The 227-nt window shown below is 53.3% G+C and carries 1 protein-coding gene; it reads right to left on the bottom strand.

The window, feature by feature from the left end; genetic code table 11:
* A partial coding sequence (locus FDX22_RS15555) for an Ldh family oxidoreductase (protein ID WP_186805322.1) occupies positions 1–227 on the bottom strand: 227 nt, incomplete at both ends.

Here is a 227-nt window from a genome sequence, read left to right as displayed (position 1 = left end):
AGACCTGAACCTTTCCAGTAACCCATTGGTAAAATGCGGCGATTTTTCTCGATAACGCCAGGTTCTCTGGTGAGGTTACCTTCATCGTCGAACCCGCCGTCCACCGGCAGTTCGCGACCGGCCAGGCGATTCACTTCCAGCATGCCGTAGGAGAACATCGACATCGACATATCAACCATGGTGATTGGCGATGAGGGGATCGCGACGATCAACGGGTTAGTACCAAT

It is taken from the genome of Citrobacter sp. TBCS-14, from assembly GCF_005280805.1.
GTDB classification, from domain to species: domain Bacteria; phylum Pseudomonadota; class Gammaproteobacteria; order Enterobacterales; family Enterobacteriaceae; genus Citrobacter; species Citrobacter gillenii.
The sequence above is the reverse complement of the archived record's forward strand: the minus strand, read 5'-3'. Positions and strand labels throughout refer to the sequence as shown.